This is a genomic window from Devosia sp. CN2-171 (genome assembly GCF_049354815.1).
GTDB lineage: Bacteria > Pseudomonadota > Alphaproteobacteria > Rhizobiales > Devosiaceae > Devosia_A.
The window spans coordinates 3,741,485-3,757,705 of the sequence record NZ_CP186479.1 but is presented as its reverse complement, the minus strand read 5'-3'; the positions used below and the strand labels follow the sequence as shown (position 1 = coordinate 3,757,705).

The 16,221-nt window shown below is 66.3% G+C and carries 17 protein-coding genes and 2 tRNA genes; 12 read left to right on the top strand and 7 right to left on the bottom strand.

Annotated features, from left to right (window positions below; genetic code table 11):
* Positions 1–66: 66 nt before the first annotated feature.
* The 5 genes from ACOYW5_RS18685 to ACOYW5_RS18665 all read left to right on the top strand — a co-directional run bounded on the left by ACOYW5_RS18685 (position 67) and on the right by ACOYW5_RS18665 (position 4,227).
* Positions 67–1,791, top strand: coding sequence for a type I secretion system permease/ATPase (locus ACOYW5_RS18685; RefSeq protein ID WP_423066392.1), 1,725 nt, complete (start codon positions 67–69; stop codon positions 1,789–1,791).
* 12 nt (positions 1,792–1,803) lie between these two features.
* Entirely contained in the window at positions 1,804–3,297 is a 1,494-nt protein-coding gene (locus tag ACOYW5_RS18680; protein WP_423066391.1) for an HlyD family type I secretion periplasmic adaptor subunit, read from the top strand.
* 118 nt (positions 3,298–3,415) lie between these two features.
* Positions 3,416–3,492: transfer RNA gene (locus tag ACOYW5_RS18675), tRNA-Arg, on the top strand.
* Positions 3,493–3,542: 50 nt separating this feature from the next.
* Entirely contained in the window at positions 3,543–4,010 is a 468-nt protein-coding gene (locus ACOYW5_RS18670) for a CAP domain-containing protein (protein ID WP_423066390.1), read from the top strand.
* Positions 4,000–4,227 (top strand): sulfurtransferase TusA family protein, encoded by a 228-nt coding sequence (locus tag ACOYW5_RS18665; protein ID WP_423066389.1) that lies wholly within the window; start codon positions 4,000–4,002, stop codon positions 4,225–4,227. Before ACOYW5_RS18670 ends, ACOYW5_RS18665 begins: the two co-directional genes overlap by 11 nt.
* A gap of 1 nt (position 4,228) precedes the next feature.
* Here ACOYW5_RS18665 and ACOYW5_RS18660 read toward each other — a convergent pair whose 3' ends face one another.
* Together ACOYW5_RS18660 and ACOYW5_RS18655 are read right to left on the bottom strand one after the other, a co-directional pair.
* Positions 4,229–5,305, bottom strand: coding sequence for a D-alanyl-D-alanine carboxypeptidase family protein (locus ACOYW5_RS18660; protein ID WP_423066388.1), 1,077 nt, complete (start codon positions 5,303–5,305; stop codon positions 4,229–4,231).
* A 166-nt stretch (positions 5,306–5,471) separates the two neighbouring features.
* Positions 5,472–6,164, bottom strand: coding sequence for a helix-turn-helix transcriptional regulator (locus tag ACOYW5_RS18655; protein WP_423066387.1), 693 nt, complete (start codon positions 6,162–6,164; stop codon positions 5,472–5,474).
* Positions 6,165–6,237: 73 nt separating this feature from the next.
* On the opposite strand from ACOYW5_RS18655, the gene ACOYW5_RS18650 reads away from it, so the two are divergent.
* Positions 6,238–6,810 carry a DJ-1/PfpI family protein gene (locus ACOYW5_RS18650; protein WP_423066386.1) on the top strand — a complete coding sequence of 191 codons (573 nt, stop codon included), beginning with the start codon at positions 6,238–6,240 and terminating at the stop codon, positions 6,808–6,810.
* A 160-nt stretch (positions 6,811–6,970) separates the two neighbouring features.
* On the opposite strand, the gene ACOYW5_RS18645 is transcribed toward ACOYW5_RS18650, so the two are convergent.
* Positions 6,971–9,430: a beta-glucosidase family protein gene (locus tag ACOYW5_RS18645; protein WP_423066385.1), complete on the bottom strand. Its 2,460-nt coding sequence runs from the start codon at positions 9,428–9,430 to the stop codon at positions 6,971–6,973.
* Positions 9,431–9,533: 103 nt separating this feature from the next.
* Between ACOYW5_RS18645 and ACOYW5_RS18640 the strand changes: the two genes are divergently transcribed.
* Positions 9,534–9,950 (top strand): winged helix-turn-helix transcriptional regulator, encoded by a 417-nt coding sequence (locus tag ACOYW5_RS18640; protein ID WP_423066384.1) that lies wholly within the window; start codon positions 9,534–9,536, stop codon positions 9,948–9,950.
* On the top strand, positions 9,947–10,726 hold the full coding sequence (gene aac(3), locus ACOYW5_RS18635) for an aminoglycoside 3-N-acetyltransferase (protein WP_423069501.1): 780 nt from the start codon (positions 9,947–9,949) through the stop codon (positions 10,724–10,726). The genes ACOYW5_RS18640 and aac(3) overlap by 4 nt, the downstream gene beginning before the upstream one ends.
* Positions 10,727–10,732: 6 nt before the next feature.
* Here the strand turns inward: aac(3) and ACOYW5_RS18630 are convergent, their stop codons facing one another.
* The 3 genes from ACOYW5_RS18630 to ACOYW5_RS18620 form a co-directional block, all read right to left on the bottom strand.
* The gene (locus tag ACOYW5_RS18630; RefSeq protein WP_423066383.1) at positions 10,733–11,728 is read right to left on the bottom strand and encodes an aldo/keto reductase; all 996 of its coding nucleotides are present in this window, start codon (positions 11,726–11,728) and stop codon (positions 10,733–10,735) included.
* 25 nt (positions 11,729–11,753) lie between these two features.
* Complete coding sequence (locus tag ACOYW5_RS18625) at positions 11,754–12,188, bottom strand: MerR family transcriptional regulator (RefSeq protein WP_423066382.1); 435 nt, start codon at positions 12,186–12,188, stop codon at positions 11,754–11,756.
* A gap of 114 nt (positions 12,189–12,302) precedes the next feature.
* Positions 12,303–13,655, bottom strand: coding sequence for an MATE family efflux transporter (locus ACOYW5_RS18620; RefSeq protein WP_423066381.1), 1,353 nt, complete (start codon positions 13,653–13,655; stop codon positions 12,303–12,305).
* 341 nt (positions 13,656–13,996) lie between these two features.
* Between ACOYW5_RS18620 and ACOYW5_RS18615 the strand changes: the two genes are divergently transcribed.
* The 4 genes from ACOYW5_RS18615 to ACOYW5_RS18600 all read left to right on the top strand — a co-directional run bounded on the left by ACOYW5_RS18615 (position 13,997) and on the right by ACOYW5_RS18600 (position 15,840).
* Complete coding sequence (locus ACOYW5_RS18615; protein WP_423066380.1) at positions 13,997–14,662, top strand: AzlC family ABC transporter permease; 666 nt, start codon at positions 13,997–13,999, stop codon at positions 14,660–14,662.
* Complete coding sequence (locus ACOYW5_RS18610; RefSeq protein WP_423066379.1) at positions 14,652–14,954, top strand: AzlD domain-containing protein; 303 nt, start codon at positions 14,652–14,654, stop codon at positions 14,952–14,954. Before ACOYW5_RS18615 ends, ACOYW5_RS18610 begins: the two co-directional genes overlap by 11 nt.
* A gap of 151 nt (positions 14,955–15,105) precedes the next feature.
* Positions 15,106–15,696: a hypothetical protein gene (locus ACOYW5_RS18605; protein ID WP_423066378.1), complete on the top strand. Its 591-nt coding sequence runs from the start codon at positions 15,106–15,108 to the stop codon at positions 15,694–15,696.
* A gap of 59 nt (positions 15,697–15,755) precedes the next feature.
* Positions 15,756–15,840, top strand: a tRNA-Leu gene (locus ACOYW5_RS18600).
* A gap of 23 nt (positions 15,841–15,863) precedes the next feature.
* On the opposite strand, the gene ACOYW5_RS18595 is transcribed toward ACOYW5_RS18600, so the two are convergent.
* The gene (locus ACOYW5_RS18595) at positions 15,864–16,220 is read right to left on the bottom strand and encodes a hypothetical protein (protein WP_423066377.1); all 357 of its coding nucleotides are present in this window, start codon (positions 16,218–16,220) and stop codon (positions 15,864–15,866) included.
* Between the last annotated feature and the right edge of the window lies 1 nt (position 16,221).

The window sequence follows — 16,221 nt, the reverse complement described above, 5'->3', positions numbered from 1 at the left end:
TCGCCGGTCGGGACACAACCCGGCCGGCGCCCTTTGCGGCAAGAGTCCTGCCAAGGCGGTTGTGATATGCACAAGACCCTCTACCAGACCATCCTCGACCGAGTCCGGCGCCAGCTTCCCGCGCTCATCCTCTTCAGCTGCATCGCCAATCTCCTGCTTCTCGTTACCGTCTTCTACATGCTCCAGGTCTATGACCGGGTGCTGTCGACGGATTCGCTCGATACGCTGATCTGGCTGACGGTTGGCACGCTCGGCGCCATCGTCGTCTATGGCCTGATCGAACATGCCCGGCGGGTGATGCTCACCCGCACCGGCGCCTGGATCAACCTCGAGCTCTCCGGTCCGGTGATCCGCCGGGCGATGGAAGCGCGCCTCGCCGGCGCCGGGCTCGAAGCCGGACCGCGCGACGTCACCGACCTGCGCTCCTTTTTCGAGGGCGATGGACCGCTGGCGCTGCTGGACACGCCCTGGGCGCTCATCTTCATCGCCTTCATCTGGCAGCTGCATCCGGCGCTGGGCCTTGTCGCCATCGGCGGCGCGCTGGTGCTGTTCGGGCTCGCCGTCGGCAATGACATCGCGACCCGCCCCGCCCAGAAGCGGACAACCGCCGAGCTGCGCGCCAACCATGATGCCGCGCTGCGCTATATCGACGGCGGCGAGACGCTTGGGCCGCTCGGCATGGCCCAGCCGATCATCGAGCGCTGGCAGGAGCGCGAAGCCGCCGCCAGCGCGCGCCAACAGGAGCTGGCGGAGGACACCGCAACGGTCGTCAGCATCTCTCGTGCAATTCGCCTCTCGCTGCAGGTGCTGATCCTCGGCATCGGCGCCTACTATGTGATCCAGGGAGAGCTGACCGGCGGCGCCATGATCGCCGCCTCGATCGTCCTCGCCCGTGCCCTCTCCCCCATCGAGCGCTCAATCAGTGCCTGGCGCCGGCTGCTTGCTGCCGTCACCGCGCATCGCAACCTCAAAGCGCTGTTCGAGGGATCGGCCCAGCACGCGGAGGCCGTTCAGCTGCCGCGGCCGCTCGGCCGCCTCACCGTGGAGACGGTGAGTTATGCAGCGCAGATGCGGCACGAACCGATCCTCAGCAACATCAATTTCAGCCTCGAGCCGGGCATCAGCTGCGCCATTGTCGGCCCGTCCGGCGCGGGGAAATCGACGCTCTGCCGCCTGCTGGTCGGCGCGGCACGGCCGAGCTATGGCCATGTCCGCATCGACGGCGCCGATGTCTTCGGCTGGAACTCCGACGATCTTGGACGCTACATCGGCTACCTGCCGCAGCAGGTCGAACTGTTCCCCGGAACCGTCGGCCAGAACATCGCGCGCTTCTATCCGCTCGACAGCGACAGGCTGGTGGAAGCGGCACAGCTGGCGGGCGTACACCAGCTGATCCTGGGTTTGCCGGGCGGCTACGAGACCGACATGGGAACGCAGGGCAGCCGGATATCGCAGGGCCAGCGCCAGCGCATCGCCCTGGCCCGGGCCGTCTACGGTGACCCCGCCGTGCTGGTGCTCGACGAGCCCAATTCCAACCTCGACAGTGACGGCGACCTCGCGCTCACCAAGGCGCTGGCGGAACTCAGGCGCCGGCGCCGCACCGTGGTGATCGTCACGCACCGGCCGGTCGACCTGCAGGCCGTCGACAAGATCCTCATCATGCGCAACGGCGCCGTCGCTCGCTTCGCCGACCGTGACGAGGTGCTGCGGCCCGCCGGCGTCCCCGCCGAGGGCGACGATGCGCGGCGGCTCACCCAGCCGGCACGCAAGCTGCCCCGGATCTCCTCGTAGGAGGGCATGGCAATGTTCGAAAGTCCGACCAAGATCTGGCAGCTCACCCTCGCCTGGTGGCAAGGGGAGATCGTGCCGTTCATCGACCAGAGCTGGACCGCCGTCCGCGACATGGGGCTCTCGCCCGAAGGCGTCGCCACCGCCGGGGTAACGCTCTGCGTCCTCGGCCTGTTGTTCGTGATGCTCGGGACGCGCCGCCGCCGACCCAAACCCCGCGTCGAATTGGCCCGTATCACCCGCGGCCCCCGGCTCCTCGGCTACATCGCCGCGATTGCGTTGGTCGGCGGCTTCGGCACCTGGGCCTATGGCGCCCGGCTGGCCAGTGCCGCTATCGCGCCGGGTGTCGTCAGCCCCGACGGCTATCGCAAGACAATCCAGCATCTCGAAGGCGGGATCGTCCGCACCATCCATGTCAGGGAAGGCGACATCGTCAAGGCCGGCGATCCGCTGGTGACCCTCGACGACACGCAGGCGCTGGCGCGCCGGCAGGAGCTGCGCGCCCGCTACATCGACCTGCGTGCGCTGGAGGCGCGCCTTCTCGCCGAGATGCTCGGGCACGACGCGATCGTCGTTCCGGCCGAACTGCTCGTCATGCCCCAGGCCGACTATGCGCGGGCCGTTGGCGACCAGCGCGCCCTGTTCCTCAGCCGCCGTACCTCGCAGAGCGGGCGTGAGCTGATCCTCGACCAGCGCATCAAGCAGGTCGAGGAGCAGATCGCCGGCCTCACCGAGATGATCGCCGCCGAAGACGAGCAGATCGACCTGCTCGAGCAGGAGGCCGCGAGCGTCAAGAAGCTCTACGACAAAGGCCTCGAGCGCTTGCCCCGCCTGCTCGAGTTGCAGCGCGAGGCGGCCAGTGTCGAGGCCGAGCGCGCCGCCAACCGGGCGTCGATAGCCCAGAACCGGCAGCTCATCGGCGAAACCCAGATGCAGCTCCTGGCGCTGCGCGACGAGATTGCCGAAAAGGTCAGCCAGGACCTGAGCACGGTCCGCAGCGAACTGGCGGAGCTGTCGGGCCTGCTCGCCTCCCGCGAGGACATCCTGGCGCGAACAATCATCGCCGCCCCCATATCGGGCACGGTCATGCATGTGCGTGTCACGACGGTTTCCGGCGTCCTCAAGTCCGGCGAGCCCATTCTCGAGATCGTGCCGGAAGCCTCCAAGCTGGTGATCGATGCGCGGCTTCGGCCGGTCGACATCGATGCCGTCCATCCCGGCATGTCGGCTCGCGTCATCCTCACCGCATATCGCCAGCGCAACCTGCCCCAGATCCACGGGGTGCTGCGTTCGATCTCCGCCGACAGCCTCGTCGACGAACGATCCGGCGGCTCCTACTTCCTCGCCAAGGTCGAAGTCGACCGCGCCAGCCTCGATGCCCTCGGCGAAGGCGTCAGGATGCTTCCCGGCATGCCGGCCGAGATCATGCTGATGGGCGACGAGCAGACGCTCTTTGAATACCTCATCGCCCCGGTCACGGCCTCACTGGATCACAGTTTCAGGCAATAGATGGCGGCGCAGCTTGGCTCAGCCCAACGGCTGCGTATCGAGCGAGGAGCAAACATCTCTCCGCTTCGCTGTTTGCACCGCCGCGCTCATTTGCTATGTGCTCTGCCCACGGTTCGAAGACCCCGTAGCTCAGCAGGATAGAGCGCAGGATTCCTAATCCTGAGGCCATGAGTTCGAATCTCATCGGGGTCACCAAACTGCATGTCGGCCACGCCGGCTCAACCGGCCACGCACGGAGTTGCACCATGCCCACCCCCAAACTCGCTCGAATCCTTGCTGCCGCGGCCGTCACCGCACTGCTGGCGGCCTGTTCGGCCGGAGGTGGCGGCGCGCTGTCGCCGGGGCTGACGGCGCCGATGAATGTGCCGGGGGCGCAGCTCAACCGCGTCGAGGCGCTATTCCTGCTCAACGATTTCCGCCGCTCGCAGGGCGCGGCGGATGTGCGCGGCGATACGCTGCTGGACTCGACCGCGCAGACGCTTGCCGTCAACTATGCCAAGACCGGCGGCCAGCCGCTGCTGCCGCCCGGGGCGCTGGCGATGCGGCTCAGTGCCGGCTACCCGACCTTTGCTGAGGTATTCTCGGGCTGGCGTAACGTGCCGGCCGATGCCGCGGCTCTGGCGACGCAGGGCGCGACGCGCGCCGGCCTCGGTGTCTCCTACGATCCGAACTCGGCGCACGGCGTCTACTGGGTGCTGGTGCTTGGCAACTGAGGCCGAGACGCTCGACTGCCGCGGGCTGAAATGCCCGCTGCCCGTCTTGAAGATGGAAAAGCGCCTGTCGCAACTCGTGGCAGGCGCGGAGCTGGTGGTGCTTGCCACCGACCCCATGGCCAAGGTCGATATCCCGCTCTACTGCCGGCAAAACGGCCATACCTGCGACGTGTCGCAGGACGGCGACACCTATCGGTTCGCGATCGTGAGGGCCTGAGCTACTGCTCCACCGCCGCAACCGCTGCCGGGGCCCAGTTGGGGCGCGGGCGCGGCAGGGGCACGTCGTCGACCATGATGCCGAGATCGGTGGCGGTGTATTCCTTGCCCGTGATTTTGTCGGTCAGGTAGCTCGGGTGGCCCTTGAGGCCCATCGGGAAAGCGGCCTCGCGCTCGGCGACATAGGCCTTTGCCTCCTTGCCGCAGATCTTCGAGCGCATGTTCGCCGGCGGCGCCGCGATATTGCTGAGCTGCACGACGTTCTGCCCGGTGCCGGTGAGCACATTGGCGAAGCCGCGCAGGAAGAGCTCGGCCGTCAGTTCGTTGCGCTCGCGCGCCGACACTCCACCCAGCACCACGGCCAGCATCGAGCGGCCGCCGCGATCGACAGTGGCGACAATGTTGAGGCCGGAGGCGCACACATAGCCCGTCTTCATGCCGGTGGTGCCGAGGAAGTGCTCGAGCAGGCCGTTATTGGATTCGAGCTTGGCCTTGCCCAGCCGCACCGCCTCGGTGCCGAACATATCGGCATATTGCGGATAATCGCGCCGGATGATGAGGGCGAGGATGGCGAGGTCGCGCGCTGAGGTGACCTGTTCCTCGGAATGGAGCCCATTGGGGTTGACGTAGTGGGTCGCCGACATGCCCATGGCGGCGGCCATCTCGTTCATTTCGTCGACAAACGCCGGCACCGAGCCCGAGATGCCTTCAGCGATGGCGACCGCGATGTCATTGGCCGATTTGACGACGAGCACGTAGAGCGCGTCGCGCAGGGTGATCGAAGAGCCAACCTTGAGCCCGGATTTCGATGGCGCCTGGTTCCAGGCATTCTTGGAGATCTTGATCGGATCATCGAGACTGATCCGCCCGGCTTCGATGGCGCGGAAGGCGACATAGGCCGTCATCAGCTTGGTGAGCGAGGCCGGATGCCAGGGCTGCCCGGCCTCTTCGGCATAGAGCACTTCAAAGGTCTGCGCATCGACGAGCAGCATCGGCACGGCCCAGGCGGGTGTCGTGCCGAACACGGCGAGGGCAACCATGAGGCTGGCGGCAATACGGCGGCGGAGTTGGGCGAACAAGGCGCCTCCGGATAGCAATTGGTCTCGGGGCCGCGAGGGTTTTAGCAACGGCGCCTGCGCCGCTCAACCGCCCGCGAGTTGAGATCAAGGGTTTTTGAGGGATCACCGCTTCCAAAGCGCTTTCAGGAAGAGTTGCAAACTCTTGCGGTTCGAAAGCGCGTCGAATCTACGTCAAATCCGGCAGATCTCGGGCGCTGGCCCAGCGATGGAATAGCGTACGCCGCGGCTCGGGCAGAGGCGCTTCGAGCACATCCAGCGCCGTGATGCCGTCGACGCGGAAACTGCGGAAATCCTGGCGCAGGGTGCACCAGGCGGCGAGCGTCTGGTGGCCTTCGAAATAACCCAGCGCCACCGGATGCACCGTGCGCTCGGTGATGGCGCCCGACTTGTCGCGATAACCGAGCCAGACCTGCCTTTCCTCGCGCAGCGCACGGCGCAGCCGTCCGAGCAGGTTGTCCGGATCGATCTCGCGCGGCGGGATGACGAAGAGGCCGATCGAGGTCATCTCGTCCCGCATCGGCTTGGGCAGCACCGCCTCGATCTTGCTGCTCGCGTCGCGCGCCGTGAGCGCCATCTCCGCGTCGGGGCCGTAGATCAGGCCACGGAGGCCTAGGACCAGCGCTTCCAGTTCCTCGTTGCTGAACATCAGCGGCGGCAGGAAGTGTTCGGCCCGCAGCTGGAAGCCGACGCCGGCTTCGCCGTCGATGGCGGCACCCATGGATTTCAGCGTCTCGATGTCGCGATAGAGCGAGCGCAGCGACACGCCCATCTCTTCGGCCAGCACCTGCCCGGCGACGGGACGCCGGCGGCGACGCAAGGCCTGCATCAGGTTGAGCAGCCGTTCGGAGCGCTTGGCCATGGCTCAGGCCGCTGCTGACAAAATCGGGCGAGTGGCGCGGCTAGGCTCCTCGCATCGATCAAGGAGACAGCAAATGACGACCATCCTCACCATCCTCACCGAAGGCTTTGCCGACTGGGAAACGGCGTTGCTCAACGCCGTCGCTCACGCCTTCTACAAGGTGGAGACCCGCTTCGCGACCCCCGGCGGACGACCGGTTACCTCATCTGGCGGCATGACCGTGTCCTCGGCGCTGACGCTGGAGGATGTCGACCCGGCTGATTACGACGCCATCATCGTCTGCGGCGGGACGGCGTGGCAATCGCCGGAGGCCCCGGATATCGCGCCGCTGCTGCAGGACGCGAAGGCCAAGGGCAAGCTGATCGGGCTCATTTGCGATGCGACCGTTGCTGGCGCGCGGGCGGGGCTGCTCGACACGGTGCGCCACACCAGCAATGGCGCCGGCTATCTCGATTTCACCGGCTATGCCGGGACGGCGCTCTATCGCGATACGGAGGCTGCGGTGAGCGATGGCGGCATCGTCACGGCGGGTGGGGTCTCGCCGGTGGCGTTCATGGCGGCGGTGATGGAGGGGCTGGGATTGGCGGACGACAACCTGAGCTACTATGTCGGCATGCACGCAGCGCAGTTTGGGAAGACGGCGTAGGCGGTATCCAACTGATAGAGGCGGCCCCTCCCGGCCTCCCCCATGAAGGGGGAGGTGAAAGAGGCGAGCTTGTGGCCGGATCGAGCCTGACGCACCGGCAAAGCACCTCCCCCGCTATGGGGGGAGGATGGGGACGGGTCCGTCTGCTTCAGCGTCGCACTTACACCGGCAGCATCAGCCGGTTCTGCCGGCTGATTTCGGCCGTCAGCCCCTCATCGGCGGCGTTCTGCGCCACGCGGACGACGAACGTCCCGGGCTCAACCAGCCAGTGCTTCGCCTCGACCCGATAGAAGGCGAAGGCGCGGGCGTCGAGCGGAAGGGTGATCCGCAGCTTCTCGCCCGGGCCGAGGAAAACCTTCTCGAAGGCTTTGAGCTCGCGGCCGGGGCGCGGCACGGAGGCTTCGGGGTCGGAGATGTAGAGCTGCACGACTTCTGATCCAGGCCGCTTGCCGGTGTTCTCGACGGTCACCGATACCGTGACCGCGCCATCCGCCTCGAACCCGCTCGCGTCCACCTCGAGATCATCAAGCGCGAAGCTGGTGTAGCCGAGGCCGAAGCCGAAGGGGAACAGCGGGGCGATGCCGTGGCGCTCGTAGTGGCGATAGCCGATGAACACGCCCTCCTCGTAGCGCACCTTGCCATCGAGGCCGGGATAGACCTCGCGATCCTGCGACTGGGCCGGGTGATCGGCCCACTTGATCGGGAAGGTCTGCGGCAGGCGTCCGCCCGGCCCAGCGGCGCCGGTGAGCACGTCGGCGATGGCATTGCCGGCCTCCTGCCCCGGATACCAGGCCTCGAGCACCGCCGCGACTTCGCCCAGCCACGGCATCTCGATCGGCCCGCCGGTCTGCAGCACGACGATGGTGCGCGGGTTGGCCGCGGCAACGGCGCGGATCAGCTCGTCCTGGCGGCCGGGCAGAGCGATCGAGGTCAGGTCGCTGCCTTCGGTATCCCATTCGCCGTTGCGGCCGACGAAGACGATGGCCGTCTCGGCATCGCGCGCAACGGCCACGGCATCTGCGATCGCCTCGTCGCCGAGCGGCCGGCCGATACCGACATGCAGTGCCGAGATACCAAGTACGCGCGCCGGCTTGGAGACGAACTCGACCACTACCTCATAGCTGCGCCCTGCCGTCATTTCGACCAGTCCGACCACCTCGTCGCAGCCTTCCTCGAAATAAGTGCGTCCGGGCTGCCAATGGGCAGCCGACGCATCGGCGATCACGACGCCATCGACGAGTACACGCGCATAGCCGGCGGCATACACGCCGACATTGTGGGCACCGGAATGCTCCGGCGTGAACGTGGCGCCGAGACGCGCCGAAAAACCGGTGAGATCCACCTTGCCGCCAGGCGGATAGAACCACATCACCTCGCCGCCGTTCAGCCTCTCGCTGAACACCGGCTCGCCGGTAAGGGTTGCGTTGTTGAAGTAGTCGACCGCCATCGAACCAGTAACCGCCGGCTCGAACCGGTTGTTCAGCGCGCCTTCGGCATAGCGCAGTCGCTCGACGCCGAGCGCGGCGGCCAGCCCGTCCCACGGCGAGACGCGATAGTGCGGATTGAGCTGGGCCGAACCGCCACCCATGATCTGTGCGGTCCTTGCGTTGGGACCGATCACCGCGATCGTCCCCTGCGCGACGAGTGGCAGGATGTCGTCGGCATTCTTGAGCAGCACCGCGCCCTCGGCACCGGCACGACGGATCAGCGCGCGATGCTCGGCGCGATCCTCGGCCTTCTCCTCGAACGCGCTGCGATCGTCGAGCGCGCCGGTACGCTCCATCAGGCGGAGGATGTTGAGGACGCGGATGCGCACCGTGTCGCGGCTGACCTCGCCGGCTTCGACGGCGGCAACGAGCTTTTCGCCGCGATCGCGGGCCGGGCCGGGCATTTCGAGATCGAGCCCGGCATTGACCGTGGGGGCGGTGGCATGCGAGCCGAACCAATCCGACATCACGATGCCGTCGTAGCGCCACTCGTTGCGGAGCACCTGGTCGAGCAGCCACTGGTTCTCGCTGGTGTAGGTACCGTTGAGCCGGTTGTACGAGCTCATGATGCCCCACGTGCCAGCGTCCTTCACCGCGTGCTCGAACGGCACGAGATAGAGTTCGCGCAGCGCCCGCTCGTCGATCTCGGAGCTGATCGTCGTGCGCTCGATCTCGGATTCGTTGCCGACGAAATGCTTGATCGTCGCCGAGACGCGCTGGCTCTGCAGCCCGCCGATATAGCCGACGGCGAGCTTCGCAGTGAGGATCGGATCCTCGGAATAGCACTCGAAATTGCGGCCATTGCTGACCGTGCGGTGGAGATTGACCGTCGGCGCGAGGCTCACATGCGCGCCTTTCGACTTCACTTCCTCGGCCAGCGCCACGCCGATCTCCTCGAGGAGTCCGACATTCCACGTTGCGCCGAGTGCGATGCCGACCGGGAAAGCCGCGGACTTGACGCCGCCGATCAGCGAGCCGCCGCCGCGGGCACCGTTCGGCCCGTCCGTGACGCGCAGCTTGCCGATGCCTAGCCTCGAAATGGCGGGAAGGGACCAGAAGTCTTCGCCCGAGAGCAGGCTGACCTGCTCCTCGAGGGTCATTTGGTCCACCAGCTTTTCGATGCGCGACGTCATTGCCCGGGTCTCCTCATGGCGGCAGCGGGGCGTACCCCTAGTCACAAACGGTAACTGCGTCTATATTAGGAACCAAAGATTTTTGCCCATTGGAGGGCACAAGATGAAACCAATTCCCGGCAGGAGCGAAACCTGCAACGCCATGGCCGATATCCTCAACCGGATCGGCGACAAGTGGAGCGTGATGATCGTCGGCTATCTCAGCAAGAAGACCATGCGCTTCAATGAGCTGCGCCACACCATAGGCGGCATCAGCCAGCGCATGCTGACGCTGACCCTGCGCAATCTCGAGCGCGACGGCCTCGTCACCCGGACGGTGTTTCCCGAGATCCCGCCGCGGGTCGAATATCGGCTGACCGATCTCGGCCGCAGCCTTGAGGGGCCGATCGCCTCGCTGTGGACCTGGGCCGAGGTGCACCAGGGCGAAGTGCAGCGCTCTCGCATGGACTATGATGCCGAGCACGAAAACGTGGTCGAAGCGCTGCCACCCGAGCGCCGCTACGCCGGGGCTGCTCGCTGACGGCAACTCGCACCAGCCTAGCCGCGGACCTCGCCGGCATCGGCCTCAAGAGGGGCGATGCTGTGCTGGTGCATGCGGCGCTCCGTAAGGCCGGCCCGATTGCCGGCGGGCCGGACACGATCGTCGACGGCTTGCGCGATGTGCTCGGCCCCGAGGGCACGATCCTCGGCTATACCGACTGGCAGCTCGAGGACGAGCAGCGCGACGATCCGGCACTTCGCGACCACCTGCCGGCGTTCGATCCGGCGCGCTCGCGCGCCACCCGGGACAACGGCTACTGGCCGGAACTTCTACGCACCACACCCGGCGCCCTGCGCAGCGGCAACCCCGGTGCGTCGATGGCAGCGCTCGGCGGCCAGGCGGAGTGGTTCACGGCGGACCACGCGCTTGATTATGGCTACGGGCCGCAATCCCCGCTCGGGAAGCTCGTCGAGTCGCGCGGCAAGGTGCTGATGCTGGGCGCGCCGCTCGACACCATGACGATCCTGCACCACGCCGAGCACCTCGCCGATTTCCCGGACAAGCGCGTGGTCCGCTATGAGGCACCGATCCTCATTGACGGGCAAGGGATCTGGCGCTGGTTCGAGGAGTTCGACACTTCCGACCCGCCCGACGGCCTGCCCGACGATTATTTCGCGACGATCGTCGAGGCGTTCCTCGCCACCGGTCGCGGCGAGCGCGGCAAAGTCGGCGAGGCGAGCTCGGTGCTCGTTCCCGCCGACGAGATCGTGGCCTTCGGCGTCGATTGGCTCGAACACTGGGGCCGTACGCGCTAGCAGCGCCTACCGCTTGGTGACCCAGGCGCCCGTGTTGCCATAGCGCGTGCCGGCGAACTTCTCGGGCGACAGCAGGTCGCCAAGTGTCGTCAATTCGTCCGGCGTGAGCGCGATGGCTGCCGCCGCGACGTTCTGCTCGAGATGCGGGAGCTTCCGTGCGCCGGGGATCGGCACGATGAAGTCGCCCTGGTTGATGACCCAAGCGAGCGCCAGCTGTGCCGCCGTCACCTGCTTTTCCGCCGCCATCTCTTCGAGCAGGTCCACCAGCGCCGCATTGGCAGCCATGTTCTCGGGACTGAAGCGGGGCAACCCGCGCCGGAAGTCGTTGCTGCCGAGGTCCTCCGGCTTCTGGATGGCGCCGGTGAGGAAGCCGCGGCCGAGCGGGCTGAACGGGACAAAGCCGATCCCGAGCTCACGGCAGGTGTCGAGGATTTCGCCCTCCGGATCGCGGGTCCAGAGCGAGTACTCGCTTTGGAGGGCCGAGATCGGATGAACGGCATGCGCGCGCCGGATGATATCGGCACCCACTTCGGAGAGGCCGAGGGCCCGTACCTTTCCTTCCTTCACCAGCTTCGCCATGGCCCCAACGGTGTCCTCGATCGGCACCTGCGGGTCCATGCGATGCAGGTAGAAGAGGTCGATCGCGTCGACACCGAGGCGCCTGAGCGAGGCTTCGACGACTTCGCGGGCGTGCTCAGGCCTGCCGTCCACGCCGACCATGGCGTCGGTGCCCGTCTTGCCCGGATCGATCTTGAAACCGAACTTGGTGGCAATCACCACCTTGTCGCGGAACGGCCGCAGCGCCTTGCCGACGAGAATTTCGTTCTCGAACGGACCATAGACTTCGGCCGTGTCGAAGAAGGTGACGCCAAGCTCTACTGCGCGGTGCAGCGTACGGATCGCGTCGGCCTCGTCCTGCCCGCCATAGGCGTGGCTCATGCCCATGCAGCCGAGGCCGACGGCGGATACGGTCAGGTGAGGGCCGAGCCTGCGGCTCTTCATCGGCGCCGAAGCGGCAGCGCCGATGTCAGCCCCAGCGGGCGACTGCCCGGCGTGCGGGGGCCGGCTTTTGCCGGCGCTCTGGGAGTTCTGCGTCATATTCCTTCATCCTCATGGTCGTGCCGGCATAGCCGGCGATTTTGGTGTCGAGGACGAGGAGGCAATCGGTGAGCTCGGCGAGCTTCGAACGCACGCGTTCGCGATGCTGTTCGAGCAGCTCTCGACGCTCCGGCTCCGTTGCGGCGCCGCGCTCGCGCAGGACCGCATAAGCCAGCATTTCACGGATCGGCATTCCGGTCGCCTTAAGGCGGCCGAGAAACTCGACCCAGCTGAGGATCGACGCGTCGTAGTCGCGCTGTCCCGACTGGTCCCGGTCTGCATAGGGAAGCAGCCCGATCCGCTCGTAGTAGCGCAGGGTGTGGGCGGAAAATCCCGCACGCTTGGCCAGTTCTCCGATCTTCATTATGCCTTCCTTGCCACGACGCATCCGAGGCTAGGGGTTCGAGCGCACTCTAAGTCAAGCGGCAAAAATATGCCCCGCGGATGGCTACCCGCGAGGCGACATCGAGGCGCGTCTCTACACCAGCGCCACGATTTCCTTCTTCCGCCACCAGCCAAAATAATACGTCGCCTGGAACAGCAGCAGTGCTGCGAAGCTGAGGCAGTAGCCCCACCAGACGCCCTCCAGTCCGAAGAAGTGGCTGAGCGCCAGCGCCGCCGGCACCTCGACGAGGATGATCGCCGCCAGCGACAGGCTCATCGGGATCCACACATCGCCCGAGGCGCGCATCACCGCCGAAAAGATCGAGCCCCAGCCGAACAACAGGCAGCTCCACAACACGATGTGCAGCAGCGTCTGGGTGAGTTCGACCACCTGCTGCTCGGTGATGAACAGCCGGACCACGACCTCCGAGAAGATATAGGCGAGAAGCACCAGCGCGCCGGTGAACACGAGGTTGATGATCGCCGCCGTGCGCGTCACGTTCTCGACTTCGTCGAAGCGCCGGGCGCCGATCGCCTGCGCCGCGAAGATCGCCGAGGCGATGCCGATCGACATAGCCGGGAACTGCACATAGCTCAGCACCTGGTTCACCGCGCCATAAGCGGCGGTTGCGTCGGAGCCGAAGCGGTTGACGATGCCGACGATGACGATAGCCGAGATCGACGACACCACCATGGCGACGCCGGCCGGGATGCCGAGCTTGAGGATGAGGCCGAGGAGCTTCACATCGACCTTGAGGTTGCGGATCAGCTCGGCGTCGGGCGCCATCGGGCTCTTCCGCGCGTTGAGGTAGAAATAAAGGAAGATCAGCACCGCGACGAAGCCGGCGATGAACGCCACGGCGGCGGCGAGCACGCCGATCTGCGGCAGGCCCCACCAGCCCTGGATCAGCGCCGGAGTGACGACGAGGCCGACGCCGATCGAAAAGATCAGCGTGAACAGCGGGGTGATCGTGTCACCCACACCGCGCAGCATCGAGGTGATGAGGAGGAAGACGAAGAAGCCGGGCATGCCGATGAGCATTACGCGGCCATAGGCCGTCCCTTCCGCAACGATGTCGGCCGGCGCTCCCAGCAGCTCCATCAGGTTCTGCGCGAAGAATCCGCCCAAGACGGCGACGAACAGGCCCATAAGGAAGCCCACCGTCAGGGTGGTGCCGGTCACTTCCTTGATCTTCTGCATGTTCTTCGCGCCCCAGGCCTGCCCGATCAGGATCGAAGCGCCCGAGGCGAGGCCGATCACGAACGAGATCAGGAAGATCATGATGGGGAAGAACACCGAGACGGCGGCGAGCGCCTTCACGCCGATCATCTGGCCGATATAGATATTGTTGATCGTGCCCGACAGCGACTGCAGGATGTTGCTGACCATCAGCGGCACGAGAAAGACGAGAAAGCGCTGCCAGAGCGGCTTGCTATGATCGTTCATAGGTAACTCCGAAATCCCAGTTCAATGCGGCGGCGTTTGTCCCTGCCCGGGCCGGTATCGTGTCGGCGGGGCGGGCCACTTCACATCTCAAGGGAAGATGCAGGCGGGTCGGAGCACTGTTGGGTTCGAACGCACGGGGGACTGTCTAGCGCCGCAACGTGTGGCCGGTCAACGGGTTGGTAGGGACGGAGGGGACAGAGCACTTGCGTCCCGCCATCATCGCGCTTGATCGATCCGATCACCAACTCTCATCACCAAACCCTGCCGACTTACTATAGCGTCGCGCCATGCACGCACCTGCCCCACACAAAGCACGAGACCAGTATTGGCTGGGCGCGCGGATGTTCTCACCGGTCGCCGTCTCCATCGCGGCCTACGGCCTCGTCTGGGGCGTGCTCGCCGGGCAAGCCGGAATGAGCGTGCTGGAAGTGGCGCTGATGAGCGGCCTCGTCTTTGCGGGCTCGAGCCAGTTCGTCGTGCTCGAGATGTGGACACCCGGCAGCCTGCCGATCCTCTCGATCGTCATCGCGGCGGCGATCGTGAACCTCCGCCTCCTCCTAATGTCAGCAACGCTGCGGCCCCTGATCGCCCCATTGCCGCTGCCGGCGGCGCTCGGAGCGACGTTCTTCGTCTCCGACGAATCCTGGGCCATGACCATGACCGAGGTGCACAAGGGCACCGGCAGCGTTGCGTTCTACCTGGGCGTCGGCACGCTCTGCTGGTTCTCGTGGATGGCATCGACCCTGATCGGCCTGGTGCTCGGCGCCTTCATCGACGATCCGACGAAATACGGGCTCGATTTCGCCTTCACCGCCACCTTCCTCGCCCTGCTGCTTGGCATGTGGAAGGGGCGCGGCGATCTGGTGCCGTGGATCGTTGCAGCGCTCGCCGCCATCGCCACCTCGCAGCTGATCGAGGGCAACTGGTACATCATCGTCGGTGGCCTCGTCGGCAGCTTCGCCGGGGCATTGGCCGAGACGTGGAAGGAGCGCCGCCGTGTCGCTTGAAGCTCTCGTCGCCATCCTCGCCATGGCCGCCGTCACCTTCGCCATCCGCGCCGGCGGGTTCCTGCTCGCGAGCCGCCTGCCCTCGACCGGGTTCGTCGCCAGCTGGATGAAGCACTTGCCCGGCGCCGTGCTCGCCGCACTGGTCGCCCCAGCGATCCTCGCGGGCGGCATGGCCGAGGCAATCGCCGCCGCGGCGACGGCTGTGATCTACATCGTGAGCCGCAATCTGTTCGCCGCGATGGCCGGCGGCGTGCTCGCCGTCTACCTCGCCCGCCTGGCGCTCGGGGGCTGACGGAACGTAGGGCCACCCTTGCCCGTTGTTCTTCGAACAAGGAGCGCTTTAGGAAAAGTTGCAGACTTTTCCGGTTCGAAAGCGCGACAACTCAGTAACTTGGAGCATTTCCCCGTTTCGACGAAACGGGAAAATGCCCTAGGAGGCTCCGATGCAGACCCTTTCCGGACTGTTCGACACCTATGAGCATGCGACCGCGGCCGTGCACGCCCTGCACGAGGCCGGCATTGCACATGCCGATATCAGCCTTGTTTCCGCGACCCCGCGCGATTTCGACGACGATCCGGTCGACGAAGGCGCCACCACCGGTGCCGAAGTCGGCGCCGGCCTCGGCGCGGCGGGCGGGCTGCTTGCCGGGCTCGGCATCATCACCATCCCCGGTTTCGGCCCGGTCGTTGCCAGCGGCTGGCTCTTCGCCACCGCCATCGGGGCGCTCGCAGGTGCGGGTATCGGCGCCGCGACGGGTGGCCTCGTCGGCACGCTGACCAGCGCCGGCGTTTCGGAAGCCGAGGCTCATGCCCTGGTCGAAAAGGTCCGCAGCGGCGGCGCCATCGTCACGGCCCGCGTCGATGAGGCCCATGCCGGCCCGGCGGCCGCGATCCTGCGACACGCTCAGGGCATCAAGGCCGAAGGCGCGGCCCTCGAAGCCGAAGAAGAGCTCGAAGCCGAGCACCTCGAAGAGTTGGAGCGCGGACCAGCCCAGCGGCGCGAAGACCAGCCCTGGGTCCCTCCGGTGATCTAGCCTCCGGAGGGGTCGCGAGGGTTGCACCGGCCGTGCCGGAATGGTACGGGCTTGCCCGCGCCCCTGTGGTGGAATTGGTAGACGCAGCGGACTCAAAATCCGCCGCCGCGAGGCTTGTCGGTTCGAGTCCGACCGGGGGCACCACATCTACGCTCGATCGTCTTCGCCTATTGCGGCGTCAGCTTCTCGGTCCCGGAGCCATCCTTGCCGGCCACGGTCCACAGCCCTTCCATCGAACCGTCGTCCAGGATCTCGTAGATAACGAGGCCAATGGCGTCGCCCAGCACGTAGCCGGCCGAGAACGCGTTGCCGTTGCGCATGCAGATGCCCGACGACGTCGTGCCGCCGGTGGTCCAGTAGATTTCGCAGGTGGTCTCGCTGGTGACCACGATCTGGGCCGTGCCCTGGTAGGACGAACCATCAAGATTGGTGCCGAGTACGTCGTAGTCCCCGCCGATATCCTGTGCTGCAACGGGAACGGCGAGCGCCGACATCATGCCGGCGGCGAGCAGGAGGCGCTTCATG

Coding starts and splice junctions, on each gene's coding strand:
- ACOYW5_RS18685 (WP_423066392.1), top strand. CDS start 67: ATGCACAAGACCCTCTACCAGACCATCCTCGACCGAGTCCGGCGCCAG.
- ACOYW5_RS18680 (WP_423066391.1), top strand. CDS start 1,804: ATGTTCGAAAGTCCGACCAAGATCTGGCAGCTCACCCTCGCCTGGTGG.
- ACOYW5_RS18670 (WP_423066390.1), top strand. CDS start 3,543: ATGCCCACCCCCAAACTCGCTCGAATCCTTGCTGCCGCGGCCGTCACC.
- ACOYW5_RS18655 (WP_423066387.1), bottom strand. CDS start 6,164: ATGGCCAAGCGCTCCGAACGGCTGCTCAACCTGATGCAGGCCTTGCGT.
- ACOYW5_RS18650 (WP_423066386.1), top strand. CDS start 6,238: ATGACGACCATCCTCACCATCCTCACCGAAGGCTTTGCCGACTGGGAA.
- ACOYW5_RS18645 (WP_423066385.1), bottom strand. CDS start 9,430: ATGACGTCGCGCATCGAAAAGCTGGTGGACCAAATGACCCTCGAGGAG.
- ACOYW5_RS18640 (WP_423066384.1), top strand. CDS start 9,534: ATGAAACCAATTCCCGGCAGGAGCGAAACCTGCAACGCCATGGCCGAT.
- ACOYW5_RS18630 (WP_423066383.1), bottom strand. CDS start 11,728: ATGAAGAGCCGCAGGCTCGGCCCTCACCTGACCGTATCCGCCGTCGGC.
- ACOYW5_RS18625 (WP_423066382.1), bottom strand. CDS start 12,188: ATGAAGATCGGAGAACTGGCCAAGCGTGCGGGATTTTCCGCCCACACC.
- ACOYW5_RS18620 (WP_423066381.1), bottom strand. CDS start 13,655: ATGAACGATCATAGCAAGCCGCTCTGGCAGCGCTTTCTCGTCTTTCTC.
- ACOYW5_RS18615 (WP_423066380.1), top strand. CDS start 13,997: ATGTTCTCACCGGTCGCCGTCTCCATCGCGGCCTACGGCCTCGTCTGG.
- ACOYW5_RS18605 (WP_423066378.1), top strand. CDS start 15,106: ATGCAGACCCTTTCCGGACTGTTCGACACCTATGAGCATGCGACCGCG.
- ACOYW5_RS18595 (WP_423066377.1), bottom strand. CDS start 16,220: ATGAAGCGCCTCCTGCTCGCCGCCGGCATGATGTCGGCGCTCGCCGTT.